At 65.3% G+C, this 18891-nt stretch carries 17 protein-coding genes; 14 read left to right on the top strand and 3 right to left on the bottom strand.

Going from position 1 to position 18891, the window contains the following annotated elements; translation table 11 throughout:
- Positions 1-9: 9 nt before the first annotated feature.
- A complete protein-coding gene (locus EN857_RS10790; protein WP_245493438.1) occupies positions 10-201 on the bottom strand; it encodes a hypothetical protein in 192 nt (63 codons plus the stop codon).
- 111 nt (positions 202-312) lie between these two features.
- Here EN857_RS10790 and EN857_RS10785 point away from each other — a divergent pair, with 111 nt between their 5' ends.
- From EN857_RS10785 to EN857_RS10765, 5 genes are all read left to right on the top strand, one after another.
- Positions 313-1005, top strand: a complete 693-nt coding sequence (locus tag EN857_RS10785) for a GntR family transcriptional regulator (RefSeq protein ID WP_127394051.1) — start codon at positions 313-315, stop codon at positions 1003-1005.
- 27 nt (positions 1006-1032) lie between these two features.
- Entirely contained in the window at positions 1033-2139 is a 1107-nt protein-coding gene (locus EN857_RS10780; RefSeq protein WP_127394050.1) for a mandelate racemase/muconate lactonizing enzyme family protein, read from the top strand.
- 292 nt (positions 2140-2431) lie between these two features.
- Complete coding sequence (locus EN857_RS10775) at positions 2432-3754, top strand: homoserine dehydrogenase (RefSeq protein WP_127287316.1); 1323 nt, start codon at positions 2432-2434, stop codon at positions 3752-3754.
- 19 nt (positions 3755-3773) lie between these two features.
- Positions 3774-5258 carry an FGGY family carbohydrate kinase gene (locus EN857_RS10770; RefSeq protein WP_127393929.1) on the top strand — a complete coding sequence of 495 codons (1485 nt, stop codon included), beginning with the start codon at positions 3774-3776 and terminating at the stop codon, positions 5256-5258.
- 75 nt (positions 5259-5333) lie between these two features.
- Entirely contained in the window at positions 5334-5936 is a 603-nt protein-coding gene (locus EN857_RS10765; RefSeq protein ID WP_127282598.1) for a hypothetical protein, read from the top strand.
- On the opposite strand, the gene EN857_RS10760 is transcribed toward EN857_RS10765, so the two are convergent.
- Positions 5926-6888 carry a sugar-binding transcriptional regulator gene (locus EN857_RS10760; protein WP_135858532.1) on the bottom strand — a complete coding sequence of 321 codons (963 nt, stop codon included), beginning with the start codon at positions 6886-6888 and terminating at the stop codon, positions 5926-5928. The genes EN857_RS10765 and EN857_RS10760 overlap by 11 nt on opposite strands.
- A gap of 216 nt (positions 6889-7104) precedes the next feature.
- Between EN857_RS10760 and EN857_RS10755 the strand changes: the two genes are divergently transcribed.
- The 9 genes from EN857_RS10755 (at position 7105) to EN857_RS10715 (ending at position 17317) form a co-directional block, all read left to right on the top strand.
- Positions 7105-8115 (top strand): ABC transporter permease, encoded by a 1011-nt coding sequence (locus EN857_RS10755; protein WP_187331217.1) that lies wholly within the window; start codon positions 7105-7107, stop codon positions 8113-8115.
- A 134-nt stretch (positions 8116-8249) separates the two neighbouring features.
- Entirely contained in the window at positions 8250-9188 is a 939-nt protein-coding gene (locus EN857_RS10750) for a sugar ABC transporter substrate-binding protein (protein WP_127282596.1), read from the top strand.
- A gap of 21 nt (positions 9189-9209) precedes the next feature.
- Positions 9210-10718 carry a sugar ABC transporter ATP-binding protein gene (locus EN857_RS10745; protein ID WP_127393982.1) on the top strand — a complete coding sequence of 503 codons (1509 nt, stop codon included), beginning with the start codon at positions 9210-9212 and terminating at the stop codon, positions 10716-10718.
- 131 nt (positions 10719-10849) lie between these two features.
- Positions 10850-11617 (top strand): SDR family oxidoreductase, encoded by a 768-nt coding sequence (locus tag EN857_RS10740; protein ID WP_127310447.1) that lies wholly within the window; start codon positions 10850-10852, stop codon positions 11615-11617.
- Positions 11618-11625: 8 nt separating this feature from the next.
- Positions 11626-12411 (top strand): SDR family oxidoreductase, encoded by a 786-nt coding sequence (locus tag EN857_RS10735; RefSeq protein WP_127310446.1) that lies wholly within the window; start codon positions 11626-11628, stop codon positions 12409-12411.
- 384 nt (positions 12412-12795) lie between these two features.
- Positions 12796-13770 (top strand): ABC transporter substrate-binding protein, encoded by a 975-nt coding sequence (locus EN857_RS10730; RefSeq protein WP_127393902.1) that lies wholly within the window; start codon positions 12796-12798, stop codon positions 13768-13770.
- A gap of 75 nt (positions 13771-13845) precedes the next feature.
- A complete protein-coding gene (locus EN857_RS10725; protein ID WP_127393903.1) occupies positions 13846-14925 on the top strand; it encodes a glycine betaine/L-proline ABC transporter ATP-binding protein in 1080 nt (359 codons plus the stop codon).
- Positions 14922-16901 carry an ABC transporter permease subunit gene (locus tag EN857_RS10720; RefSeq protein ID WP_128346174.1) on the top strand — a complete coding sequence of 660 codons (1980 nt, stop codon included), beginning with the start codon at positions 14922-14924 and terminating at the stop codon, positions 16899-16901. The genes EN857_RS10725 and EN857_RS10720 overlap by 4 nt, the downstream gene beginning before the upstream one ends.
- Before the next feature lie 38 nt (positions 16902-16939).
- On the top strand, positions 16940-17317 hold the full coding sequence (locus EN857_RS10715) for a GFA family protein (RefSeq protein WP_127392726.1): 378 nt from the start codon (positions 16940-16942) through the stop codon (positions 17315-17317).
- Positions 17318-17344: 27 nt separating this feature from the next.
- On the opposite strand, the gene EN857_RS10710 is transcribed toward EN857_RS10715, so the two are convergent.
- Entirely contained in the window at positions 17345-18703 is a 1359-nt protein-coding gene (locus tag EN857_RS10710; RefSeq protein WP_135858530.1) for an NAD(P)/FAD-dependent oxidoreductase, read from the bottom strand.
- Between the last annotated feature and the right edge of the window lie 188 nt (positions 18704-18891).

Genomic DNA, 18891 nt, shown 5'->3' with positions numbered 1-18891 from the left:
TAACCCCCATCAGTCCCGGTCCCGCGGCGCCCTCGACTCCCACGTCGAGGGCGCCGTTTTGTTGAGCAAGGCGACCAGCCCGGCGATGTCGGCACGCTCGGCCTTTGCCGGCAGCATGAAGGCGCAATAGGGCTGGCCGAGGCGCACCGAGACCGACGACAGCGCGATCAGGCGGCCCGCTTCGAGATCGGCCCCGGCCATGATTGCCGCGCGGCCTGAGCCATCGACAGAAATTTCGGAATTCGCAAATTGCCCTCTTGTTAGATTGTCGACAATCTGTTTGTCTTCCGATGGTTCATCCGGAGTGGGCGCATGGCGAAGCTGGATTTCAGTCCGATCGCGGATACGACGCGCAGGGCGGAGATCGTTGCGCTGTTGCGGCGCGCCATCCTGACCGGCCAGCTGGAGCCGGGGCAGAAGCTCAACGAGCTCAGGATATCCGAACAGATGCGGGTAAGCCGCGCGCCGCTGCGCGAAGCGATGCGTGAGCTGGTCCAGGACGGCATCCTGACCAGCATTCCCTACGCCGGCACCTTCGTCATCGATGTCACCGCCAAGGACATCATCGACGCCTATTCGCTCAACAAGGTGCTCGATGAATTCGCCATCGAGTGCACCTGGCCGCTGCGCGACCAGCGCTTCTTCGACGAGCTCGACCGCCGCCACGCGACGGTCAAGCAGGCGACGCGTGCGCTCGACACCACGCGCCAGATCGAGACGGCGCTGCAATTGCATGGCCTGATCTACGAATGGGCCGACAATTCCGTGCTTTTGGAAACCTGGCAGCGCCTGACCAGCCGGCTGCAGATGTATTTCGCGCTGCACCAGCAGGCGCGCGCCGAGCCGGTGCCCGCGGAGGATGTACACGAGACCTATGTGGCGCTGCTCAAGGGCAACGACATGCGCGCCGCCCAACGCCACGCGCGCGAGCATATCGACCTCGATTTCGAAGAGCTTCTCGCCTATGCGCGCAGCCTCGAAAAGCGCGCCTCGAAAGGCGCCTGACCAATCCCGCAGACAGTGGACGACAACGTGAAGATCAAGAGCATCAAGGCCTACCATGTCGTGCAGCCCTTCGTGGACGGGCCCTACCGGATGTCGAAGGGGCGCGTCGCCGACTGCTTCGACGCGGTGATCGTCGCCATCACCTCCGACAGCGGCGTGACGGGCTGGGGCGAGATGGCGCCGCTCGGCAATTTCTACTCGGCCGCGTTTCCGGCGGGAACGCGCGCGGGCGTGCCGGAAATCGCGCCGCATCTGATCGGCCAGGATCCGCGCGGCCTTGCCGGCATCGGCCGGCTGATGGACACGGTGTTCAAGGGTCATCCCTACATCAAGTCGGCGTTCGACATGGCCTGCTGGGACCTCGCGGCACGCGCCGCGGACGTGCCGCTGGTGACGATGCTCGGTGGCCGCGAGAGCGAGACGGCGGAGCTCTACAGGGTCGTCACGCACGGCACGCTCGACCAGATGGCCGCGCTCGCCAGGCGCATCGTCGCCGAGGGCTACCAACGGCTGCAGGTCAAGGTCGGCGGCAATGTCCGCGACGACATCGAGCGCGTGACGACGGTCGCCGCCGCCGTACCAAAGGGCACGGTGATCTTCTGCGACGCCAATGCCGGCTGGACACCCTACCAGGCGCGCCAGTTCGCCGATGCGACGCGCGCCATCGACTACACGTTCGAGCAGCCCTGCACGACGCTCGACGAGAACATGTCGGTGCGCCGCATGCTCGACAAGCCGATGGTGCTCGACGAATCCGTCACCTCGCTGGAGGAGATGCTGGAAATTCACCGCCGGGGCGCGGCCGACGGGCTGACGCTGAAGATCTCGCGGCTGGGCGGCGTCACCAGGACGCGGCAGATCCGCGACGTCGCAGTCGACCTCGGCTTCATGATCACGGTCGAGGACACCGGCGGCGCAGAGATCGACACGGCCGCCATGGCGCATCTGTCGCTGTCGACGCCGGAGGAGCGGCGGCTGCACGCCATCGCCTTCCACGAATGGGTGACGGTGCGCACCGCCTCGAACAAACCGCCGGTGACCGGCAGCCGCATGGGCATCCCCGACGGGCCTGGCCTCGGGATCGACGTGGTGCCGGACCTGCTCGGCAAACCGTTCTTCGAGATCGGCGGCTGAAGATGAAGATCCGCCGCATATCGGCGACGCCGGTTCCAGGTTGAGCGCTTGTTCAGACACTCAGCACTATTCGTGCTGAAGGCGTCGATTTTGGCCAAAACGCCCGACAAAATCCCTCACGAAAGCGCCCTGCCGACATCGAAGGTCCGGCATTGCCGCTGCACCGGCGCCTGCAAATCGGATTCCCGCAGCATCTGCCCAAATGCCGGTTGAAATATTTTTCAATTGGAAATAGGAATGTTCATGATAATCATCCCGGCGCAGCGGCGCGCCAAGGACCGGAGGAAGCTACATGTCCCATCCGCAATTCGCAGCGGAACTCCTGCAGCGCGCTGAAAAGCAGGGGCCGATCATCATCGGTCTCGCCGGCGCCGGGCAGATGGGCACCGACATCGTCGTTCAGGTAGCACTTATGCCGGGCATGCGCATCGGCGCCATTTCCGAGGTGCGTCCGCAAGCGGCGATCGACGCGGCCCTGCTTGCCGGCCATGACCTCTCCGACATCGTCCAGGCGCCCAACGCCTCTGCCATCGACCGTGCCATCGAGGCCGGCAAGATCGCCGTCACCGAGGATCTGCATGCGCTTGCTGCCGCCGGCCGCATCGACGTCATCATCGACGCCACCGGGAACCCCAACATCGGCACGCTGTTCGCGCTCGAAGTGATGAAGAACGGCAAGCATATCGTCATGCTCAATGTCGAGGCCGACATCACCATCGGCCGTTTCCTGAAGGAAGAAGCGCGCAAGGCCGGGGTCGTCTACACGGGCGCCGCCGGCGACGAGCCTGCCTGCACGCTGGAGATCATCGGCTTTGCCAAGAGCCTTGGTTTCACAATAGTCGCCGCCGGCAAGGGCAAGAACAATCCGCTGAAGTTCGACGCCGTGCCGGCCGACTACGAGAAGGAGGCCAGCGAGCGCAACATGAACGCGCGCATGCTGGTCGAGTTCGTCGACGGCTCGAAGACGGCGATCGAGATGGTGGCGATCGCCAACGCCACCGGCCTGGTGCCTGACGTGCCGGGCATGCACGGCCCGACCGCGACGCTTGACGAACTCGCCAACGTGCTCTGTCCGCGCGAGGATGGCGGCGTGCTGCATCGCAAGGGCGTGGTCGACTATTCGATCGGCAAGGGCGTGGCGCCCGGCGTGTTCTGCATCATCGAGACCAGGCATCCGCGCGTGCTGGAGCGCATGATCGACCTCAAGGTCGGCAAGGGCCCCTATTTCACGATCTTCCGCCCCTATCACCTGACCAGCCTGGAAGTGCCGCTGTCGGCGGCGCGCGCCGTGGTCTACAAGCGCGCCGACATGGAGCCGCTCGACCATCCGGTGGCGGAAGCCGTGGCGGTCGCCAAGAGCAACCTCGGCGCCGGCCAGTCGCTCGGCATGATCGGCGAGAACGACTATCGCGGCTTCGCCATGACCTGGGAGGACGCGCGTGCCAGGGGCGCACTGCCGCTCGGGCTTGCCGAACGCGCCAAGGTGGTGAAGCCAGTGAAGGCCGGCGACTTCCTCACCTATGAAAACTGTGTACCCGACGATTCGATGGTGATAACCCAGATCCGCCGTCGTCTCGACCAGTCGGACGGACGGTTCGTCACCAACGCCGCCTGACATCCCGGATCTCCGCCTGATGGACGATGTCGTAATCGGGATCGACGCCTCGACGACGGCCGTGAAGGCGATCGCTTTCGCGCGGAACGGGGCGGAACTGTTCCAGGCGCGCGAAACCTACCCGCTGTCCAACCCTGCGCCCGGCCATTTCGAACAGGACGCCGAGCATTGGTGGACGGCGCTGCTTGCCGCGCTGAAGCAGGTCGCAGGCAAGGTCGGCGGTTCGCGCGTGGCGGCGATTTCCATCGCCCACCAGCGCGAGACATTCACCCTGATCGACGCTGCCGGCAAGCCGCTCATCCCGGCGATCCTGTGGCTGGACGAGCGCGCCCGTCCGCAAGTGGCGCGGCTTTCGGCCGAGCTCGGCCGCGAGGCGATCCGAGACTGGAGCGGCAAGCCGCCGGATCCGACGCCGGCGCTCTATGCGCTCGCCTGGCTTGCAGAACATCGGCCGCAGGCGCTTGGCCAGGCAGCGGCACTCGTCGACGTGCATGGCTTCTTCGTCCATCGGCTGACCGGGCGGCTGGTCACCAGCACCGCGAGCGCCGATCCCCTCGGCCTTCTCGACATCAAGACCGGTACCTGGCAGCCCCGCCTGGTCGAGGCCGCCGGGTTGCGGCCGGAGCATCTGCCGGAGCTGGTCGGGCCGGGAGAAACCTGCGGCGGGCTTTCCGAAATCATCGCATCGGCAACGGGGCTGAAGGCCGGCACGCCCATCATCGCCGGCGCCGGCGACGGCCAGGCGATGGGCCTCGGCATGGGCGTCCATGGTCCCGGCAAGAGCTATCTCTCGCTGGGCTCGGGCGTCGTCAGCGGCAGTTATTCCGGCACGGTCACGACATCGGACGCGTTCCGCACGCTGGTCTCACCGACCGGCTCCGGCTTCATGCTGGAGACGGTGCTGCGCTCGGGCATGCAGCTGGTCGACTGGATCGTGCGCACCACCGGTGCACCCTCCGCCGCCATCCTGGAGAAGGCCGCGATGGAGGTGCCCGCAGGCAGCGACGGCCTGCTGGTCATGCCGTACTGGGCCGGGGTCATGAGCCCGTACTGGGATGGTGCTGCGCGCGGCGCCATTGTCGGCCTGTCGCTCGACCATGAGCCAAGACATCTCTTCCGCGCGGTGCTGGAAGGCATCGCCTTCGAGCAGGCGATCGCCACCGATGCGATGGAGGCGCAGACCGGCAAGGCAGAGGCGATGATCGCTGCCGGCGGCGGCACCAATTCGACGTTGCTGATGCGGATCATGGCGAGCGTGCTGGAACGGCCGCTCTCCATTTCGCCGGTCAACGAGGCGGCCGCACTCGGTGCCGCCATGCTGGCGGCCTCGGCGATCGGATGGTTCGGTTCGCCGGAGGACGCCGCCAAGGCGATGGCCGCGCCACCGGCAAGACAGGTCGATCCGGTCGAGGCGCTGGTGCCGGTCTATCGCGCGCGCAAGGCAATCTACCGCGACCTCTATCATGCGACGCGCGACATCCACGCGCGGCTGGGCGCGGCATGAAATCTGTGTGAACCGACGCATATTGCGTCTTGCCCTGCTGGTGATACGCTCCCGGCGCGCGGCGGACGATTGCTCATGACGACAGCCCTTCATCATGCGGCCTGGCTTGTTGCGCTGGCGGCAATGCCCGTGCCGGCGCTTGCCGGCGACAAACCCGCGTTCGAGCTTTCGCTCGACATCGACCAGGACGGCACGATGGACCGGGCCGTGGTGATGCAGGACGATGGTCCAGCCGAGCTCTACGTCTATCTGGGGACAGGAGCGGAAAAGCCCGGTCCTTCGCGAAAACCCGACTTCGTCAGGAAAGCGCTGACCGAGGACCGCATCATCGATCTCGAAGCCAAGGGCAAGGGATCGCTGGCGATCACCTCCTGCTTCGGCTGCGGCGCCAGCAAATCGACCGAAGAGACGCTGACCGTCGTCTATCGCCACGGCCAATTCATGGTCGGCGGCTACAGCCGCAGCTGGGACTGGGGGAACCGGACGTCCGATGACACCGTCGATACGATCCAGGGCGACTGCGACATCAACTACCTCACCGGCAAGGGCACCGTCTCCAAGGACCTGGAAGAAAGCAGGCCGATCAAGGGAAATTTCAAGCCCGTGCTGCTGAAAGACTGGTCTTACGAGAGGCGCCCCAAGGTCTGTGACTTTCTAGCCGGCTGGACTAGCGACTGAGCAGGCCCTTGGCCGCGTCCTCGTCGGTGATCAGCACCGAGACCCTGGTGTTGGCAAGCGCGGCGCGCATGACGGCCACCTTGTCCTGTCCTCCCGAAACCAGGATGATCGACGGAATATCGGAGAGATCCTGCAGCGGATAGGCGCAGACGCGGCGGTTGACCTCATGGTCGACGGGGCGTCCCTCGGCGTCGATGAAGTAGCAGAGGATGTCGCCGACGGCGCCGGCCGCCTGCAATTCCTCGAGCTCGCTCGGCTTGATGAAGCCGTAATTGGCGATCGGGCTATTGCCCGAGAAGGCGCCGACGCTGAGCACGGCGATGTTGGCGCGCCGGGCGCGGAAGACAACGTCCTGGACGCTGCGCTGGCTCATGAAGGCATCGCGCTGCTCCGGCCTGTCGGCATAGACCGGCACCGGCAGCAGATAGCATTCGGCGCCGATCTTCTCGGCGAACTCCCAGGCGCTCTCGGTCGGGTTGAGCGGCTGCGCATGGGTAAGACCGCCGAGCATCGAAACCACCGTGGTCCTGGCGATTGGCCGTCGGGGCAGTTCGTTGATGGCGAACTTCAGCGTTCGGCCCCAGCCCAGCGCGATGACATCGCTGGGATTGACGTTGTCGGCCAGATAGGTTGCCGCGGCATGGCCGATCATCAGCGGCGCGTTGGTCCTGTCGGCGGCTGAAGGCACGACCACCGCCTGGCTCAAGCCAAAACGCTGCTTCAGGCTTTCCTCGAGCTGCACGCATTCGACGACGCTGTCGCGGATACGGAACTGGACCACGCCTTCCTCACGGGCGGCAGAGAGGATGCGATGCACCTTGATGCGGCCGATGCCGAGGATCTCGGAGATGCGCTCCTGGGTCAGGCCCTCGACATAATAGTGCCAGGCGGCGCGGGCCTTGAGCTCGGCATCCGGGAAGCGCGAGGCCTTCTCGTTCTCGATCACCGCCATCCTCGTGCCCCTCCGCATCTCCCTTGGCCTTCCCTAGGCCAATCCGCCGGGTGGCGCAAACCGCCGCCGAATGCGTCCGCGGCACTTGACAATTTTCTGATGAACAGATTAGCTGAACAAAATTGCATATCAAAGATAAATTGTTCACAAGGGAGGATGCCTGGTGAACAAGAGCGGACGGCAGCGCATCGCCGGTTCGCGGACGGAGGAGACAAGGTGGCTGTGAGCAATGATGCAAGCGAGCTGAAGGCCGCGGCCGGCGCGCAGGGCGCGACGGGCACGAAGTTTTCGGCGCTGTTCGCCGGAACCATGGGGCCGCTGATCGGGCTCGCGCTTCTGTGCCTGGCGCTGACGCTGACAACCGACACCTTCCTGACGGTGCGCAACATCCTCAACGTGCTCGACCAGATCACCGTGCTCGGCATCATGGCGATCGGCATGACGCTGGTCATCCTGATCGGCGGCATCGACCTTTCGGTCGGCTCGGTGCTGGCGCTGGCCGCCATGGTGATGGGCTATATCGCCCACCCCGACTATCTCAATCTCGGCGTGCCGGCGGGCGTCGTGGCGGCGCTCGTCGTCGCCGGCCTCTGCGGGCTCGTCTCGGGGCTGCTGGTGACGATGACCAAGCTGCCGCCCTTCATCGCGACGCTCGCCATGATGTCGGTGGCGCGCGGCCTCGCCAACATGATCACCGACGGCTCGCAGATCGTCGGCTTCCCCGACTGGTTCACCAACCTGTCGATCGTCCGCCATTTCGGCTTCCTGTCGGTCACCGTCGGGCTGATGATCGTGCTGGCGATCGTCTTCGCCATCTTCCTCAACTACCGCGCCACCGGCCGCAGCCTCTATGCGATCGGCGGCAGCGCCGAGGTCGCGCGGCTGTCCGGCATTCCGGTCAAATCGCTGACCAACTGGGTCTACGCGATCTGCGGCGTGCTTGCCGGTCTCGCCGGCATCGTGCTCGCCGCCCGTCTCGATTCCGTGCAGCCGAGTTCCGGCCTGGGCTACGAGCTCGACACGATCGCGGCGGTGGTCATCGGCGGCGCCAGCCTTTCGGGCGGCGTCGGTTCGATCGGCGGCACCGCGGTCGGCGTGCTGATCATCGGCGTGCTGCGCAACGGCCTCAACCTGCTCGGCGTCTCTCCCTTCATCCAGCAGGTGGTGATCGGCGTGGTGATCGCGCTTGCCGTCGCCACCGACACCTGGCGCCGCAGATCGCAGTGAGGAGCCGGGCGCAATGAGAATTCGCCCGGATCTCCGGGCGATGGACGGATCGGTCGATCCGAGACTGGGAACGTTCGGCCAAGGGGCGCCGTGGTGCGCGGGCGGAACATACTGAATATCAACGGAGGAAAAACATGCTGACCAAACGTTCACTCTTGCTCGCCGCCGCGGCCATCGTCCCGCTGCTTGGCCTGTCCGACGCGGCCTCGGCCAAGGACGCCAAGAAGCTCGGGCTGGCCGTCGCCAACCTGCAGGCCGACTTCTTCAACCAGATCAAGCAGTCGGTCGAAGCCTACGCCAAGGAGAAGGGCATCGATGTGGTCACCGTCGACGCCAAGGGCGATTCGGCGACCCAGGTCAGCCAGGTGCAGGACCTGATCACGCAGAACATCGACGCGCTGATCTACATCCCGGCCGGCGCCACCGCCGCCACCGTTCCGACCAAGACGGCGAAGGCCGCCGGCATCCCAGTGGTCAATGTCGACCGCAACGCCGACGGCGCGCCGGGCGACACCTTCATTGCCACCAACAGCGTCGCCTCGGCTCAGGGCGTGTGCGACTACATCGCCAAGCAGGCCGGCGGCAAGGGCGAGATGATCATCATCCATGGCCAGAAGGGGACGACACCGGAAGTCGACCGCTCGAAGGGCTGCGGCGAGGCGCTCAAGGCCTATCCCGACATCAAGGTGGTCGGCGAGCTGTGGAGCGAAGGCTGGCACCAAGACGAAGGCTTCAAGCTGACGCAGGACCTGCTGCAGTCGCATCCCGACGTGTCGATCATCTTCGGCCAGGCCGACGCGCTGGCGCTGGGCGCGGCACAGGCGGTCAAGGTCGCCAATCCCGGCCACAAGGTCTGGGTTGCCGGCTTCGACGGCGACGTCGCAGCGCTGAAGGCCTTGAAGGACGGCGTGTTCGACGTCACCGCCACGCAGCAGACCCAGGGCATGGGCCGGCTCGCCGTCGACGCGGCGATCAAGCTGGTGGCCAGCGAGAAGATCCCTGCCGAGCAGCTGCAGGAAGCGACGCTGACCACCAAGGACAATGTCGCGCAGTTCATCGAAAAGCATCCGTAAGGCACCCGAGACAGCGCCGCGATGTCCTCCGACCCTCGCCACAGCGAAAGCCCGCATCACGGGCTCTTCGTCAACGGGCTCTGCAAGAGCTACGGACCGGTGCAGGTCCTAGCCGATGCGAGCTTCGAGGTGCGGCCGGGCGAGGTCGTGGCGCTGCTCGGCGAGAACGGCGCCGGCAAGTCGACCGTCTCCAACATCATCGCCGGCTCGACCAAGCCGGATGCCGGCACCATCATCTGGCGGGGGAAGCCCTATTCTCCCGCCAATCCGGCCGCGGCCATCGAGGCCGGCGTCGGCATGATCCATCAGGAATTGAAGCTGCTGCCGGACCTGTCGGTGGCAGAGAACGTCTATGTCGGGCGCCTGCCGATGCGCGGCGGCCGCATCGATCGCGCGACCATGAATGCCAAGGCCTCGGCGCAGTTGAAGCGCCTCGGCCTCGACGTCTCGCCGGAGCGCAAGGTGCGCACGTTGCGCATTGCCGCCCAGCAGCAGGTCGAGATCGCCAAGGCGCTGACGCTGAACGCCGAGCTCCTGATCCTCGACGAGCCGACCGCGGCGCTCGGCGGCGAGGAGACGGAGCTGCTCTTCCAGCAGATCCGCAAGCTCAAGGCCGAGGGCATGTCCTTCATCTATATCAGCCATCGCCTCGACGAGATCGCGCAGATCGCCGACCGCGTGGTGGTGATGCGCGACGGCCGCATCGTCGCCCGGCACGAGCGTGCCGACATCCCGGTGCGCACCGTGGTCGAGCAGATGGTCGGGCGCAGCGTCGAGCGCATGTTCCCCAAGCTGTCGCCGCCGCGCGACGAAACGCTGCTCGAGGTCGAGAACCTGTCGTCGCCGGACAAGAGCTTCAACGCCGTCAGCTTCTCGGTGAAATCAGGCGAGATCCTCGGCATCGCCGGGCTGATCGGCGCCGGGCGCACGGAGCTGGTGCGGGCGATCGCCGGCGCCGACCCGATCTCTTCCGGTGCGGTGCACGTCGCCGGCAAGCCGGTGCATCTCAACGGCCCGGCCGCCGCGATCAGGGCCGGCGTCGTGCTGGTGCCGGAAGACCGCAAGGCGCAAGGCGTGGTGCTGGAGCAGACGATCGGCGAGAACCTGGCATTCGGCAATTTCGACCATGTCGCGCCGAAGGGCTGGGTGTTTCCCAAGGCAGTGCAGAAATTCGCCGAGGCCGGCATCTCCCGGCTCGGCGTCAAGGGCAAGCCCAACCAGGCGGTCTCGAAACTTTCCGGTGGCAACCAGCAGAAGGTGATCATCGCCAAATGGGTGTCACGGCCACCCAAGGTGTTCATCCTCGACGAGCCGACGCGCGGCATCGACGTCGGAGCCCGTGCCGCGATCTACGACGTCATCGCCGACCTCGCCCGCTCCGGCATGGCGGTGGTGGTGGTGAGCTCGGATCTCGAGGAGGTGCTGGGGCTCTCTCACCGCGTGCTGGTGCTGAGCCGCGGCCGCCAGCGCGGCATCCTCGAGCGCGGCGAAGCCAGCAATGTCGCGGTGATGGAGCTAGCGACAAGCTGAGATCGACGTGAGGAACCCGGGGAATCGAAACTTGGCGCAGCAGGTGATAGCCTCCCAGGCACCGGACCGCGCGGGGCGCCAACAAAGTGTTGGCGCCCTTTGATTTCGCGAAAGCCGGCAGGAGGGAACCAATGACCAAACTATTCGATCTCAGCGGCGACGTTGCGCTGGTGACGGGCGCCGGCAGCGGCATCGGCCAGGCGATCGCCATCGGCCTCGCGGAAGCCGGCGCCGATATCGCCTGCTTCGGCCACAGCTCGAAGGGCGGGCTGGAAGAGACCGCGCAGAAGATATCCGCGCTCGGTCGCAAGGCGCTGGTGCTGACTGGCTCGGTGACCTCCGAAAGCGACCTGTCGGCGGCGATCGAGCGCCTGGAGAAAGAACTCGGCGCGCTGACCATCGCCGTCAACAATGCCGGCATCGCCGGCGCCGAGCCCGCCGAGACGCTGCCGCTGGAGAAATGGCAGAAGATCTACGACGTCAATGTCAGCGGCGTGTTCCTATCTTGCCAGGCCGAGGCGCGCGTCATGCTGCCGCGCCGCAGGGGCTCGATCATCAACGTCGCCTCGATGTCGGGCTCGATCGTCAATCGCGGGCTGACGCAGGCGCACTACAATTCCTCTAAGGCGGCCGTGATCCACATGTCGAAAAGCCTCGCCATGGAGTGGGCCGACCGCGGCCTGCGCGTCAACGTCGTCAGCCCCGGCTACACGCTGACGCCGATGAACAAGCGGCCGGAGGTGGCCGAGCAGATAAAAATCTTCAAGCGCGACACGCCGATGGGCCGAATGGCGACGCCGGAAGAGATGGTCGGACCGACCGTGTTCCTGGCGGCCCGCGCCTCGAGTTTCGTCACCGGCATCGACCTCATCGTCGATGGCGGCTTCGTCTGCTGGTAGGAGAGAAGATGCAGAAGCGCTTTGAAGGAAAGACGGCGGTCGTCACGGGCGCCAGCGGCGGCATCGGCGCGGCGATGGCGAAACGCTTCGCGGCGGAGGGCGCCGCGGTCGTGGTCAGCGCCATCGATCCGCGCGTGGACGAGGTCGCGGCAGGCCTCAAGGCGGCGGGCGCGAAGGTTGCCTCGATGCGCATGGACGTCACCAGGAGGGACGAGGTCGCGGCGCTCTACGACCTCGCCGAAAAGGAATTCGGCCGCGTCGACATCTCGGTGCAGAACGCCGGCGTCATCACCATCGCCAGGATCGAAGCGATGACCGAGGCCGAGTGGGACAAGGTGCTGGCGGTGAACACCAAGGGCGTGTTCCTGTGCTGCCAGGAAGCGATCGGGCGCATGCGCAAGCATGGCGAGGGCGGCCGGCTGATCAACACCGCTTCGGGCCAGGCGCGGCAGGGTTTCATCTACACGCCGCACTATGCGGCCTCGAAATTCGGCGTCGTCGGCATCACCCAGAGCCTTGCCAAGGAAGTGGCCAAGGAGAAGATCACCGTCAACGCCATCTGCCCCGGCATCATCGACACCGACATGTGGGCCTATAACGACACCGCCTGGGGCAAGCTGCTCGGCGACTACAAGCCGGGCGAGCTGATGGCGGAGTGGGTGAAGAACATCCCGATGGGCCGTGCCGGCAGCGGCGAGGACGTCTCCGGGTTGGTCAGCTTCCTCGCCAGCAACGATGCGGCCTACATCACCGGCCAGACCATCAATGTCGATGGCGGCCTGATCATGTCCTGAGGCTGTCGGATTGCGCATCGCTCAGTGCGTTTGTGCGTTGCGCGACATGAACCTTGGTATATATAATTTCATCCTGTGAAACGGCCTCGGCTCGCCGCATGGCGCGCCGGGCCTCGATCATGGGACCCTGATGGCTCGCATGCTCAAGAGCGCCGCGCTGGCGGCGATCGAAGCGCGGATGACTGCCCCGGCAGCCATCGACGGGCGGCCATGACGCGGCCTCGCTCCGCACGGCACCTTCATCCTGGCATCATTTCACCCTTTCGCGCCGGCTTCAGTGCCGGATGGGCGCTTGCGCAGCGACCGGCTTTTCCAACACAATCATAAAAAGACCAGAAGAAGGGAACGACCGATAATCCTCTAGAGCTTGACAGGAGAACAAGCATGTCACTTCGGAGCATGATTTCGACAGCATCAATGGGAGCCCTAACGCTTGCCCTGGCAAGCGCACTGACGCCGGCAGCGCAAGCCGCCGGGCCTGAATCCAGCGATCCAATCAAGATCGCCCTGTTCGACTGGACCAGCGTCAACCTCAACGCCAAGATTCTTGGCGGCATCCTCGAAAAGCTCGGCTACACGGTCGAATACCCGACCGCAGACTACCTCTCCAGCCTGACGACCGGCCTCACCAATGGCGACCTCGATGTCGGCCTCGAATTCTGGGACACGACGGCCGGCGAAGCCATGAAGGCCTCCGACGCTACCGGACAGACGGAGCGGCTGGGCAAGCTCGGCCCGAAGGCCAAGGAAGAATGGTGGTTCCCCGAATACATGAAGGAGAAATGCCCCGGCCTGCCCAACTGGGAAGCGCTGAAGGACCCGAAATGCGCCGAGGCCTTCTCGACGGCCGAGACAACGCCGAAGGGCCGCTACCTCGGCGGCCCGGTGACCTGGGAAGGCTTTGACGACGAGCGCGTCGAGGCACTGAAACTGCCCTTCACCGTCATCCATGCCGGCACCGACGCGGCGATGTTCGCCGAGCTCGACTCCGCCTATCAGCGCAAGGCGCCGATCATGCTGTGGATCTATTCGCCGCACTGGGCGCCGGCCAAGTACAAGGGCGAGTGGGTCGAATTCCCCGAATACACGCCGGAGTGCTACACCGACCCCAAATGGGGCACCAACCCCGACGCCAAATATGACTGCGGCAAGCCGCATGGCGAAATCTGGAAATATGCGTGGGGCGGCATGAAGGAGAAATGGCCGGTCGCCTACAAGGTGGCCAAGGCCTATACGATCGACACCGACGAGCTCAACAAGATGAGCGGCGACATCGACCTCAACGGCAAGACGCCGGAAGAGGTCGCCGCCGCCTGGATCGCCGCCCACGAGGCCGACTGGAAGGCCTGGGCGCAGTGACCATTCCGACTGGAAATTGCGAGACCCGGCCGGGCATGGCCGGGTCTCTACTGCCCGTTCCAGAAGGACGAATGCATGAGCGACGCGACTGAACCGCAGGCCGCCGGCGCGCCCAGGGATGCGCGCCCGATAAAGCTTGCCTGCCGCAATGTCTGGAAGCTGTTCGGCGCCAATGCCGCGAGCTTCATCCGCGAGCGCGCCGGCAAGGCGAGCCCCGCCGACATCGCGGCGGCGGGACTGGTCGGCGCGGTACGCGCCGTCGACCTCGAGATCCGCCAGGGCGAGATCTTCATCATCATGGGGCTGTCCGGCTCAGGCAAGTCGACGCTGGTGCGCTGCATGTCGCGGCTGGTCGAGCCGAGCCATGGCAAGGTCGAATTCGAAGGCAAGGACCTGCTCAAGATTTCCGATGCGGCGCTGATCGAGCTCAGACGCCACCGCATGGGCATGGTGTTCCAGAATTTCGCGCTGCTGCCGCATCTCAACGTGCTCGACAATATCGCCTTTCCCTTGAGCATCCAGGGACAGGACCGGGCGACGCGAGAGGCCCGCGCCCGCGAGGTGATCGATCTCGTCGGCCTGCGCGGGCGCGAGCATTTCTATCCGCGCGAACTTTCCGGCGGCCAGCAGCAGCGCGTCGGCATCGCGCGCAGCCTCGCCACCAAGCCGGAGATCTGGTTCCTCGACGAGCCGTTCTCGGCGCTCGATCCGCTGATCCGCCGCGAGATGCAGGACGAATTGATGCGGCTGCAGACAATGCTGCACAAGACCATCGTCTTCATCACCCATGATTTCGACGAGGCGATCCGGCTCGCCGACCGCATCGCCATCATGAAGGATGGCGAGGTCATCCAGACCGGCACACCGGAAGAACTGGTGGTCAATCCGGCGACCGACTATGTCGCCGAGTTCACCCGCGACGTCGACCGCGCCAAGGTGATCTCGGCGAGGAGCCTGATGCGCGCTTGCGGCGGCGCCGAGCATGGCGGCACGGTCTCGCCGGAGGCGAAGATCGCCAGCTTCTCGGCCGGTATCGTCGCCGCCGGCAAGCCGTTCGCCGTCGTCAACGGCAGCGGCAAGCCGATCGGCGAAGTGACGCCGCAAGCGGTGATCGACCTGCTCGCCGGCATCGAGCGCAGCGGAGCCGGCGCATGACGGTAACGGCGAGCGCCAGCGAAGCCAGACCGCCGGTCCAGCGCTGGCTGGCGATCTGGGCGCTGGCGCTTGCCGCAGTGCTGGTCGTGTTCCTGCTCGAGGACAAAGTGCCCTGGGCGGTCAATTATCCGGCCGACGCCGTCATTCCGGTCGCCGACTGGATAGGCGGGCTGATGAAGTGGATAAAGACGAACTTCTCCTGGCTGACCCGCTCGATCACGGCGGTGCTTGGCGTGCCGCTCGACTTCGCGCTCGATCTTCTGGCCAAGAACTTCAAGGTCGGCCATGGCGCGGATGCCTTCACGCTGCCGCGCCTGTCCTGGCTCGGCGTCTGCGTTGCGGCGTTCCTCGCCGGCCGCGCCGCCGGCGGCTGGAAGTTGGGTGTGCTGGTCGGCGGCTGCTTTGCCTATGTCGCGCTGTTCGGGCAATGGACCAGCGCCATGCTGACGCTGGCGCTGATCTCGATCGCGGTGCCGTTCTGCATCGTCACCGGCCTGTTCGTCGGCATCTGGGGCTGGCGCAAGCCATGGGCCGAAAGGCTCATCGTCTCCCCTGCGCTCGATCTGATGCAGACCATCCCGACCTTCGCCTATCTGATCCCGATGCTGCTCCTGTTCGGCAACAGCCCGGTGTCGGCGATGATCGCCACCGCCATCTTCGCCACGCCGCCGATGGTCAGGGCGACGATGCTCGGCCTGCAGCGGGTGCCGTCCGAGATCGACGAGTTCAGCGAGATGGCCGGCTGCACGGCCAGGCAGAAACTGTGGCGTGTGCTTTTGCCCTCGGCGCGGCCGACGCTGATGGTCGGCGTCAACCAGGTCATCATGCTGGCGCTGAACATGGTGATCATCGCCTCGATGATCGGCGCCGGCGGCCTCGGCTATGACGTGCTCCTGGCGCTCAGGGCGCTGAAGGTCGGCGAAGCGATGGAGGCCGGCCTCGCCATCGTCGCCTTGGCCATCGCGCTCGACCGGCTGAGCCAGGCGATCGCCCACAACCACGCGATGGGCCAGACGCATCGGGCGGCGGGCCTCCATTTCTGGCGGCGCTATCCCAACCTGACACTGGCTGTCGCCGTCCTTGTCGTCACCACGCTGCTCAGCCTGTTCGTGCCCGGCTTCGCGGCGGTGCCGAAAGCGATGACGCTGACCACGGCGCCTTTGTGGAAGGCGGCTGTGAACTGGGTGACGATCAATTTCTTCGACATCATCGAGGCCTTCCGCGTGGCGCTGATCCTCAACGTGCTCAATCCGGTGCGCGCCTTCTGCGAGGGCTTCCCGTGGCTCGGCGCCGTGTTCCTGCTCGGCCTTGCCGGCTACCAGCTCGGCGGCGCGCGGCTTGCCGCGCTGGTCGCGGCACTGACCGCCTTCTGCGCGGTGACGGGCTTGTGGGAAAAGACCATGGCGACGGTCTATCTCTGCGGCATCTCGGCCTTCATCTCATGCCTGATCGGCATTCCGATCGGCTTTGCCGCCTCGCGCAGCGACCGCTTCGAGAAGATCGTCACGCCGATCATCGACACGCTGCAGGTGCTGCCGTCCTTCTGCTTCATCATCCCGGTGGTGATGCTGTTCCGCGTCGGCGACGTCACCGCGATGATCGCGACGATCGCCTTCGCGGTGGTGCCGGCGATCCGCTACACCAATCACGGCATCCGCCAGGTGCCGCCGGCGCTGATCGAGGCGGCGAAGGTTTCGGGCTGCACGCCGCGCCAGACCTTCTTCCGCGTGCAGCTGCCGCTGGCGCTGCCCGAGATCATGCTCGGCGTCAACCAGACGATCCTGATGGCCTTGGCGATGATCATCATCTGCGCCATGGTCGGTACCCGCGATCTCGGCCAGGAAGTGTTCATCGCGCTGTCCAAGGCCGATTCCGGCCGCGGCATCGTCGCGGGGCTGGCCATCGCCTTCATCGGCATCGTCGCCGACCGGCTGTTCAATGCCTGGACAGCGAAAGCCAGGGCGAGGCTCGGGTAAAGCCCCAAGCGCCGAAACCACCCAAAGGAGACAGGACCATGACCAGCCGGACGGCCAGCTGCGCCTGCGGCCAATTGCAGATCCGCTGCCCGCAGGAACCCGACATCGTTTCGCTTTGCCATTGCCTGGACTGTCAGCGGCGGACCGGCAGCCCGTTCGGGATCGCGGCCTTCTTCGATGCCGCCGCGACCGATGTCACCGGATTGTCGCGGACATTCGAGCGCAATTCCGATAGCGGATTTTCGATCGCCTTTCACTTCTGCGGAAGCTGCGGTTCGACGGTGTTCTGGTATCCGTCGCGACGGCCGGCCGCGGTCGCCGTTGCCGTCGGCTGTTTCGCCGACCCATCCTTTCCGGCGCCGACTCGATCGGTTTTCGACAAGCGCCGGCACGGCTGGGTCGCCGTGCCGGCCTGACGGCAAGCGCGCCTGGTCGCGAAAGCGTTACTCCGCCGCGACGCCCTTCACCTCGAGATAGCTCTCCATCGAGTCGTCCAGCGCCTGCAGCCAGGGCGTATGGTGCAGCGGCGCCATGGTGCCGGTCATCAGCGAGCGATAGGCGTGGTCGCGGAAGCCCATGATGTCCTCCACCTTGTGATGCTCCCACTCCATGAAGGTGTGGTTGACCGCCTCGACGTCGAAGCCCGGATAGTCGGTCTGGTCCATCAGTTCCTTGGTGTAGTCGCCCTGGAACCAGATCATCTGCTCGGCGTCTTCCAGTGTCTCCTCGCGTGCGCGCCACTTGGCGCCGTGCTCGGCCATTGCCTCGGCCGAAGGCAGCTTGATGCGGCCCATGATGACGTCGCGCGCATACCAGGCCTGCGCGTCGAACATGTTGAAAGTATAGAACTGGTCCTGCATGCCGATATAGAACAGCTTCGGGTTCTTTTCCCACACCACGCCCTCGTAGAGGTCGAGCGGCCACATGCGGTTGGCGGTCTTGAGCTTGAGGTCGTCGGTGAGGAAGGGGAAGGAATGCAAATAGCCGGTGCACAGGATGATGGCATCGACATCCTTGGTGGTGCCGTCCTTGAAATGCGCCGTCTTGCCGACGACCTTCTGCAGCAGCGGCACCTCCTTCCAGTTCTCCGGCCATTTGAAGCCCATCGGCTTCGAGCGGTAGCTGGAGGTGATCGATTTGGCGCCGTATTTGTAGCACTGCGAGCCGATGTCCTCGGCCGAATAGGAACGGCCGATGATCAATATGTCCTTGCCCTTGAATTCCATGGCGTCGCGGAAGTCGTGGCTGTGCAGGATGCGGCCGTTGAAGGTGGCGAAGCCCTCGAAGAACGGCACGTTGGGCACGGAGAAATGGCCGGAGGCGACGACGACATTGTCGAACTCTTCCGAGTAGGTGACGTCGTTGCTGCGGTCATGCGCGGTGACGGTGAATTTCTTCGTTGCGTCGGAATAGGTGACCATGCGCACCGGCGTGTTGAAACGTACCCATTTGCGCACGCCTGATTTTTCGACGCGGCCCTTGATGTAGTCCCACAAAACGGCGCGCGGCGGATAGGAGGCGATCGGCCGGCCGAAATGTTCCTCGAATGTGTAGTCGGCGAATTCGAGGCACTCCTTCGGCCCGTTCGACCAGAGATAGCGGTACATCGAGCCGTGCACCGGGTCGCCATGCTCGTCGAGGCCGGTGCGCCAGGTGTAGTTCCACAGCCCGCCCCAGTCGGACTGCTTCTCGAAGCAGACGACTTCCGGAATCCCGGCGCCCTTGTCGGCGGCTGACTTGAAGGCTCGAAGCTGTGCCAGACCGGACGGCCCGGCTCCGATGACGGCAACGCGACTGTTCATGGCGGGTCTCCCGTTCTCATTTCCCCAGCGAAACAAATTTCACTGTCAGTAACAGTAATCGCACCTCTCGTGCTGTCAACGGTCCTTCTGGCGAAAGCGCGTTCCGCGTCGGCAACTTCCGGTGAAAAACCGCCGGCGGGCTGTGAGCGGGAAAGGCAGAAATCGGCCGTGGATGGCTTGTTGCGACG

It is taken from the genome of Mesorhizobium sp. M4B.F.Ca.ET.214.01.1.1, assembly GCF_004791545.1.
Lineage (GTDB): Bacteria > Pseudomonadota > Alphaproteobacteria > Rhizobiales > Rhizobiaceae > Mesorhizobium > Mesorhizobium abyssinicae.
Note: the sequence above shows the minus strand (reverse complement) of the source record. Positions and strands in the feature narration are given on the sequence as shown.